Below are 8,448 nucleotides of genomic sequence, written 5' to 3'. Positions count from 1 at the left end.
TCATTCTATTGGTTCAAGGGTTTAAGGTGCCGACCAATCCAATAGTTCGGTTAGTAATTTTATATAAAAAAAGTGACCTTCCACTTAAAGGTCACTTTTCCTTAATATATAATCGATTTATACCATGCTTTTCAAACTCTTCCTCGTACTTTGCTTCAATTTCAAAGAGTCTTCTCATATAGTCATCACCATTTTCAAAGGTTTCCCCAGATCGGTCGATATCTCTTTTCGCAAGTTTTGCCGGTAGTTCTTCCCAAAAGGAATCGTTATCATATTTATTAATATATTCTTCAAGTTGCTCTTCAAATTCCCTCGTGGGCATATATTCGTCAAATTTTCCCTCGTATTCTATTAAATCATCCATTTGAAACCGATCAGCGAAAGATAGAACATATTGATAGATGTCATGTATTGCCTTATCACGTTCATCAGGCATTCTTGTCCCATTCCCAAAGAACTCACCTAAAAAGGCCAAATCTAGTAATTGTTTATACTGCTTTTTCGTGAAGTTAATTTTCATGTTCTTCCTCCAGTTCATATTTATTTGAGTAAAACAAATCTTCTAATTCATCATGATAGCCCCAGCCGATTCCGCTTGCTTCGTGAACGATTGTTGAGAGTCGGTTCTTGAAGTTCTCGTATAATGCACGGTCCCTTTCGCATTCTTGTATCGCTTTTTCGTACATTGATAATAAACTGTTATAAAAACGTAAATCGATATCCCCATACGTATTCGTAAACTCTGTTCCAACTTCGACGTAGTAAATCATGAGGTCTGTAGTTAAATATAGGTCCTGAGTCAATTTCTTAAAATTAGTGATGGCTTTTTGGCGTTAGTTAAACGTAATTTACCAAAACCTTTTTGAGGAAAGAACTCATCTAGAATCTCCTTTTTAGCCTGTTTATGTTGTTCTTGGATAGCGGCTTCACCTAAGAACTTGACGGATAGATAGGTTTCAGCATCTTTGCTATATTTTTGAAGTTCTGTGATCAGATTAATTAATTCTTTCTGATTGAGCTCATTTAAATGACTTTTTAACTCAGATATTTTAAGTTTGTTTGCCATAGATTTCACCTACAATCTAACATAATGTGTTGAATATAACTTCTCAACTTGTACTTGTCCTGATTTTGAGAATTGAAGTGTCTGTTTGGCTCCCTTACCCCAGGACTGATAGTTTGTCTGTTTAGGTTTAAGGTTATGGGCTTTGGCGACTCGTTTTAATGTGCTTAAAATAAAATTTAGCTTATTTAAATTAACAGCCATGGCACGTTCTAGAAAAGGGGTTCTTTTTCTGCGCCAATCGTCAACCTGTTTAGGTTTTAGCCTGTCCATTTTGATAAGTAAATCAATGGGGCTGGCATACCCTTTTTCTATTAAAAGTTGCATGGTGTGTCGCTCCACTTGTTGTTCTAGTTTCTGTCTAGTCATGGGATCATCCTTTGCCATTAATGAGTTTCATTATACTAATTTTGGAGAGTTTTTGAAAGGTCTTATGAATGTAGTTCATACTGATTGAGACATCCTTATGTAGATAGAGCTCATTTCTATTGGTGTTGGGATTGTCCCAATGTCGATTGAGGCCGTCCCAATTGCGGTTCGGAGCTTCCCAATGTCGGTTGAGCTCGTTTCTATTGCTGTTGGACGCGTCCCAATTTCGGTTGCTCTAGTTTTTATACCTTATTTAGTAGAATACATAAAGACGAATCCGCCAACAGCGGATTCGTCTCCATTCTATTAATATAGTAAATATTGTTCGCGGACTTCTTTAAACTCGTTAAGTCCTTCTTGCCACTGGGCTTGAATGTCTTCAACGGATTCACCGTTTTCAATAGCCTCGCGAACCCATCCGTTTCCGATTAGGTTATCGAAGAACGAGATGCCTGCGCTGTTCTCAGCACGGAACTGGAAGTCTTCTGGATACAGATCGTGAATCGCTTTGACGATGTGAAGTCCAGTTGTGACAGGCGCGAATGATTGCTTGTGCGTCATGTGAATTTCAACGCCGTGTGATAAGTCGCCAGCATGTTTTGAGAACATTGGTGTGAATGATGCTGCGCGGAACTTAACTCCTGGAATCTCTTTTCGTTCAAATGCGCTGCGAGATTGCTTGCATTAATAAATGGTGCACCGAGTAACTGGAATGGCTTCGTTGTGCCTCGGCCTTCCGAAACGTTAGTGCCTTCAATTAGAGCTGCACCAGGATAAACGAGTGCTGTGTCTGTTGTTGGCATGTTTGGTGATGGTAACACGAACTCAAGTCCTGTATCTTCGTAATACATATTGCGCTTCCAGCCGTTCATTTCAACAACAGTTAAGTCTGCGCCAATGTCAAATTCTTCGTTAAATAGTTTCGCAAGTTCGCCTACTGTCATGCCGTGGCGAAGTGGAATTTCATAGTTTCCAACGAATGATTTGTATTCAGATTCTAGTACTGGACCTTCAACTTTTGTACCGCTAATTGGGTTCGGGCGGTCTAACACGATAAATTCGATGTCGTTTTCAGCAGCGGCTTCCATTGCGTAAGCCATCGTGTAAATATACGTGTAGAAACGCGTTCCAACATCTTGAATGTCGAATAGAAGCGTGTCGATGCCTTCTAACATTTCAGGTGTTGGTTTGCGTGTTTTGCCATATAAGCTGTAAACAGGCAGGCCTGTTTTTTCATCAATATAAAACTCAACGTATTCCCCGGCCTGAGCGCTTCCTCGTACGCCGTGCTCAGGTCCATATAGCGCGGTTAAGTTGGTGTCTGGATCATTGTGGAGTAAATCCACCACGCTGTTTAGTTCCTTGTCAACGCCAGTTGGGTTGGTGATTAGCCCGACGTTTTACCTTCGATTAAATCTGCACGTTCATTTAAAAGGACTTCAACCCCTAGTTCGAGCTTATTCTGATGACCTTTTCCTTTGCCGTTGTCATGGTCAGCGAACACCATCGAGAACGATGTGAATACTAAGACTAAAGCTGTTAACGAAATGAGCCATTTTTCATGAAAAATTCCTCCTCAACCTTTATTTATTTAGGCAAGCCAGAGCTCACCCTGGCTTGTTATGTCTAGCACAATGCACCCAACCACTGGGTGATTTCCCGTCTAAACCTACGATAAGTCAACATCGACTCGCTTCGCTCACCGTGTTTCCTTTATCTCAGTTTAGTCGGTCCAGCGACGAACTGGACGTTCTAGTGCCGACGTTGGCCGCAGGACGCGGCCGTAGTTAGTCGGCGCACTGCGTGGTTAAACGGGCTTTTGTGCTTTTCTAACTAGTAACTTAAACCGTAACCGAATTCGTAAAGCGTGCTTTCGCCACTTGCGTTTGGAATGGTAACTGGTAAGACACCAGTTGGATTGTTCTGTCCAAAATTGTATCGGCTGTCGCTTTGAAGCTAGCATCTCTAAAGCCATACTGCGCGATGAACGCATCAATTTCTGGATACGCGCTAATGTCGTACGGATTGCGGATTCCAACGCCAACAACTGGGCTGTCGGTCTCATCAATAATCGTATTAATCATCTGCATTTGCGGATGGTCAGGCGAACGAGTCCAGACGTTGTAAGTGTAGGAGCCGACGATCACCGCATCTGCGTTACGGATTTGTTCGAGCTGCGCGTCCGTTAAGTTACCAGACGACTGAATGACGGTTGTTTGGTCGTGGTACGCTTTAATGGCATCACCAAGGTCTGAGATGTACGAGTTTCCGACAACAACGATTTGGTCATCATCATTTGAGACAAGAGGTAGGACCTCGTCGTTTTTTTCACTAATGTGATTGATTTAGCGGCAGCCTCAGCTTCAACAGCTTTGTGTTCATCTGATCCGACTACGTCAAGAGCGTTTGCAATTTTTCATCTAATGGCTGCGGGCTTTCTTGTTTAATAATGCCGCGTTCTAGTTTAAGCGTTAAAATACGCTCCACGGATGCCTCGATGCGTTCTTCAGTGATTTCGCCTTCTTCAATCGCGGTTAGTAGGCCGTTTCTGACTTCTTCTAAACCTACCGGCATAAGCACGATATCAGAGCCTGCCTTAACGGCGCGGATAACAGCATCTACTGAACCGAAGTGATCCGTGATGGCGTTCATGTTGAGGGCATCTGTTGTAATAACGCCATCAAATCCCATTTCTTCACGCATCAGCTCGGTTAAAACTTTATGAGAAAGCGTTGCAGGTAGGGCGATTTCTTCACCTGTCTTTTTCGAAATGACTTTCGTGTCGTCAATTTTCGGGAACGTGACATGGGCTGTCATGATCATGTCGATTCCTGCATCCATTGCCTGCTGGAATGGGTAAAGTTCGACTTCTTTAAGGCGTTCTTTGTCATGCGGCACTTCAGGTAAACCGAGGTGCGAGTCCACGTCAGTATCTCCGTGACCTGGGAAGTGCTTAGCTGTTGCGGCAACACCTGTCGATTGAAGTCCTTTCGTGTAGGCGATTCCCATGTCGGCAACGAGATCCGGATCTTCACCGAATGAGCGAACGCCGATGACCGGGTTGTCTGGGTTATTGTTGACATCGAGTACAGGTGCGAAGTTCGTATTAATACCCAGTGCCGAAAGCTCTTCACCTATTGCCTTTCCGACGTTATAGGAAATGTCGGTCGAGCGTGTCGCACCAAGTGCCATGTTACCTGGCATGTCCGTACCTGATTGAAGGCGAGTGACAATACCGCCTTCTTGGTCGATCGTCATGAGTAATCCGAACTTTTCAGCCGCCTCTTGATAATCATTCACAAGGCGCGTCGTCTGTTCAGTCGTCACAACGTTTTCTCTGAATAAAATCACGCCGCCTAGATGATAATCTTTAACAAGGTGTTCAATTTCAGGTAGCATTTCAGTCACGTTCTCGCCGTTCCATTTACGGAAATCCGGCATGAGCATCTGTCCAACTTTTTTCTTCGATCGTTAAATTCGAAAGCGCGTGCTCGATTAGGTCATAGCGTTCGCCAGTTTCTTTAATAATGTTGACTTTTGACTCTGCCTTACCTTTTGCGGATCGACCTTGTAATCGACTGCGATGCGGTCCTCAAACTCACCGTCAGTTGCTGTGATGAACGTGCGACCGCGCTGACCAGTCAATTCGACATTCCCTTGATCATCTACCGTCGCAACGTTTTTATTAGTAGAGGACCAGCTCACGTCTGATGCCATCGTGAAATGACCTTCTTCGTATACGTTTAGCGCATCAAGCTTAATGTTCTCCGTATCTGGCTCCACTTGAGGGACATTTTGCAGAAGGATGAGATCCTTCTGCGTGTACTCCTCAGCTGAGACTGTTGGTTAGGAGTTGTCATGAGAAGCTGAGATACGATGAGCATTAGCGTAAGCACCATCATCGTCATTTTTTCATTATAAAAGCACCACCTTAAATAGATTTTGGTGAAACAGGCCGTAAATTCTCAGAAACGGGCCGAAAAATTTTGAAAAGGGGCCGATAAATTTGAAAAACGGGCCGTAAGTTTCTTAAAACTGGCCGTTAATTTTCAAAAAGGGGCCGTATATTCCTATAAACAGGCCGTATATCGTTCTGAACCTGCGGGTGAAGAAGCTAAACTTGCCGATAAAATAGAAAAACTTGTCGATAAAACGAAAAAACCTGCCGATAAATCAATAAAACTTACCGAAAACCTCGTAGTTCACTGATTAATATCCGCGCTCAGTCCAACCAGTTAGTTCAGGCTCGAGCACTTCACCGTCTGCCGTTTCGACTTTTACCTGATCGACGTACCAACCTCGATGGTTTACGTAACTGTCTGTGTCATAGCGGAAGCGGATGTACTGTGTGTCTTCAGGGAGGTCAACTGACTGTTGTTCCCAGTCCATACTGCTGCCAGTAAACGTTTAAGCTCAGTCCAGTTTTCGCCATCTGATGAGGCTTCGACGTAACCAAAGTCATAGTCAGCCTCTATGCGATGCCAAGTGTTAAATTTAAGAGTCGCTGGTGCGTCCACTTCAGCCGTTAATGAATGGTTCAGTTGATCGCCATAACCTGAGAACCACGCCTCGCCGTCAGGAATAGATAATGGAATTGAATCAGCAACTTGTCTAGCTAGTGCTCGTCTTGCTCCATTCGTTGAAACTGTGTTTCGAGTTGGATGCACGCGGTTCGTAAGTAGAATCGCGATTGTGTCGTTGTTCTGGTTAATCGCAATCGACGTGCCGGTATAACCAGTATGTCCTAAAGTGTTTCCTTCAGATAAAGCATCCATGTACCAACCTTGTCCAAGCTCCCAGCCAAGTCCATGGTCATCACCAGGGAACTGCGGGATTTGGTTTTCGGTTAACAGTTCAATCGTATCTTTTTTCAAAATTTGTTTACCGCCATAACGGCCATCGTTTACAAACATGTGCGCAAATTTTGCAAGGTCGGAAGCAGTTGAGAAGACGCCAGCATGTCCAGCAACACCATCAAGTGACCATGCATTTTCGTCATGCACTTCTCCCCAAACGATTCCTCGATCAATGTATGGTTGATACTCTGTTGCAGCGATTCGATGTTTAAGTGACTCTGGTGGGTTGTACATCGTATCCTCCATGTCGAGTGGCTCTGTTAGATTTTCCTTTACAAACTCATCTAAACGCTGGCCAGATAGTTCTTCAACTAGAACGCCTAGTGTAATCATGTTTAAATCGCTATACGTATAAGACTCGCCTGGCTCATTAGAAAGTGGATACTCGAGCACGATTTGAAGCCTTTCTTCACGCGAGTCACCTTGAGTGTAAAGTGGAATCCATGCCGGGAAACCTGATGTATGAGTCATTAACTGTTTGATCGTCACATCTTCTTTACCATTTGTCGCAAAACTAGGTAGGTGTTTGGCAACTGGATCATCGAGTTCAAATAAACCTTCTTCATATAACTTCATCGCAGCAGTTGTCGTAAAAATTTTACTAATGGAAGCTAGGTCGAAAATCGTGTCCTTCTGCATTTCCACCGGATTATCAGCTTCAGTAAAACTGTCATCTGTGTACTGGTAAGCGTATCCGTAAGCATCGTGCTTTACGATATGACCGCGCCTTGCGACAAACGCGACAGCGCCTGGCATAACTTGGTCATCAATCATGCCTTCAAGAATGGGATCGAGGTCTTCAAGCGGCTGCTTAACCATTCCAGCACCTGTAGCAGACCCAGGATGAAGAACTGGTGATGTCGGCCCCGGCTCGTCCCATGTGAAGGTCGGGTGCACATTTTCATGATTCTTCTTATGATCTCGGTCTTCCATCGTAGGTGATGGATCGGCGGATGCGTAGTTAGCTGCCGGAATGAGTAGACTTGTTCCAAGCACCGTCGCCATCGCAATCGAAATCGTTTTGGAACGTTTGTTCATTATCAAACCTCCTAGATTAATAGATTTTTAGTCGTATCTTGGTGAAAATATAATGTTGGAAAAGGGGGATAGGGGATATAAGTTGAAGCGCTTACATAACTAGATAAAAAAATATTTCACCACCTTTATGCAATAAGTGAAATATAAATTCAGAATTAATTTAACATTTGGAAAATTTGTTGTCAAATGGAGGAATAACGCACAAATACAGGCTTTAGGGCTATTTTATTTGTCAAAATTTCGGAGAATAACACGAAAAGTTAGGTCATTATGAGTAGAACTTTTCGGTAATATGGTGGAGGGAGGATTAAAGATAGGAAAAAAGTGAGATTTTCAAAACAGGTTAGAATTCAAACAAACGTTTGATTCAATTTATGTAGTTATTATTTCGTATATCGATTCGCATAACTGCTTGCAACAAACGCTTCTGGTTTAATCTTGGGCTCTGCACCCATCGACTGAATACGGGCAATCATTTCATTGATGAACACTCTCGTCTTGTTACGGGGACCTGAGCCAATATCGATATGCCCCTCAATTGTAAAACTTGCCCCGCGCTCGACATAAGGCAGAACAATTTCGTACATGGCATCTTTCCGTTCTTGAGTAAACATGGCAAAAACCGCCTCTGAGAATGAAGTTTCATAGGAGATCTTTTGATGAAGGTTTGTGATCTTTCGGGGAATTTTATTCTTTTGAAGGCACGCCCACACACCTTTACCTTCGCACTGGATGACAATGCCTGTAATGAACGACGTATAGTCATAGTGTACCTGTGAATCCGTCCCAATGATGAGCTTATAGTTCCCGTTAGGGTTAAGCCGCATGAATCTCAAAATCCGCTCAAACACCTGCTCAAACGTCATATCCTTCTCTTTGGAGTTTTCAAATGAACTATATAATACCCGGTCTTGCATCACCAGAATCACCTAACTTTTTAGAGTCTTATATATAGTATTCATGATTTGTTTTATTTATTAATCGATTAAGGTGGGTGGTTGGGCTGGCAGCTTGAACATGTGAGTAGATTTGTTCGCAATTCCATGAGAACTGTTCGTATTCATGGAGAAACTGTCCGCATTCTTGGTAAAACTGTTTGTATTCTAGCGGAAACTGTCTGCA

6 protein-coding genes and 3 pseudogenes are annotated in these 8,448 nt (G+C 43.1%); 1 reads left to right on the top strand and 8 read right to left on the bottom strand.

What is annotated here, in order from left to right; all coding sequences use genetic code 11:
• Nucleotides 1-91 precede the first annotated feature (91 nt).
• Genes JCM13188_RS02615 through JCM13188_RS02600 form a run of 4 tightly spaced genes read right to left on the bottom strand, consistent with a single transcriptional unit; the run spans nucleotide 92 to nucleotide 1,432 of the window.
• Nucleotides 92-520: a hypothetical protein gene (locus JCM13188_RS02615; RefSeq protein ID WP_054751929.1), complete on the bottom strand. Its 429-nt coding sequence runs from the start codon at nucleotides 518-520 to the stop codon at nucleotides 92-94.
• Complete coding sequence (locus JCM13188_RS02610; protein WP_279401276.1) at nucleotides 510-770, bottom strand: hypothetical protein; 261 nt, start codon at nucleotides 768-770, stop codon at nucleotides 510-512. The genes JCM13188_RS02615 and JCM13188_RS02610 overlap by 11 nt, the downstream gene beginning before the upstream one ends.
• 29 nt (nucleotides 771-799) lie before the next feature.
• On the bottom strand, nucleotides 800-1,066 hold the full coding sequence (locus tag JCM13188_RS02605) for a hypothetical protein (protein ID WP_054751926.1): 267 nt from the start codon (nucleotides 1,064-1,066) through the stop codon (nucleotides 800-802).
• A gap of 9 nt (nucleotides 1,067-1,075) precedes the next feature.
• On the bottom strand, nucleotides 1,076-1,432 hold the full coding sequence (locus JCM13188_RS02600; protein WP_054751924.1) for a hypothetical protein: 357 nt from the start codon (nucleotides 1,430-1,432) through the stop codon (nucleotides 1,076-1,078).
• Nucleotides 1,433-1,571: 139 nt separating this feature from the next.
• On the opposite strand from JCM13188_RS02600, the gene JCM13188_RS17620 reads away from it, so the two are divergent.
• Nucleotides 1,572-1,742, top strand: coding sequence for a hypothetical protein (locus tag JCM13188_RS17620; protein ID WP_279401275.1), 171 nt, complete (start codon nucleotides 1,572-1,574; stop codon nucleotides 1,740-1,742).
• Here the strand turns inward: JCM13188_RS17620 and JCM13188_RS02595 are convergent.
• The 4 genes and pseudogenes from JCM13188_RS02595 to JCM13188_RS02580 form a co-directional block, all read right to left on the bottom strand.
• Nucleotides 1,739-2,939, bottom strand: a pseudogene (locus JCM13188_RS02595) (exo-beta-N-acetylmuramidase NamZ family protein). The gene JCM13188_RS17620 and the pseudogene JCM13188_RS02595 overlap by 4 nt on opposite strands.
• 326 nt (nucleotides 2,940-3,265) lie before the next feature.
• Nucleotides 3,266-5,278 (bottom strand): annotated as a pseudogene (locus JCM13188_RS02590) (glycoside hydrolase family 3 protein); the annotation flags it as partial.
• A 363-nt stretch (nucleotides 5,279-5,641) separates the two neighbouring features.
• Nucleotides 5,642-7,326, bottom strand: a pseudogene (locus tag JCM13188_RS02585) (serine hydrolase domain-containing protein).
• Between the two features lie 383 nt (nucleotides 7,327-7,709).
• Nucleotides 7,710-8,243, bottom strand: a complete 534-nt coding sequence (locus JCM13188_RS02580) for a ribonuclease H-like YkuK family protein (protein WP_054751922.1) — start codon at nucleotides 8,241-8,243, stop codon at nucleotides 7,710-7,712.
• Nucleotides 8,244-8,448: the final 205 nt, after the last annotated feature.

It is taken from the genome of Piscibacillus salipiscarius JCM 13188, from assembly GCF_001311865.1.
GTDB classification, from domain to species: domain Bacteria; phylum Bacillota; class Bacilli; order Bacillales; family Alkalibacillaceae; genus Piscibacillus; species Piscibacillus salipiscarius.
The sequence above is the reverse complement of the archived record's forward strand: the minus strand, read 5'-3'. Positions and strand labels throughout refer to the sequence as shown.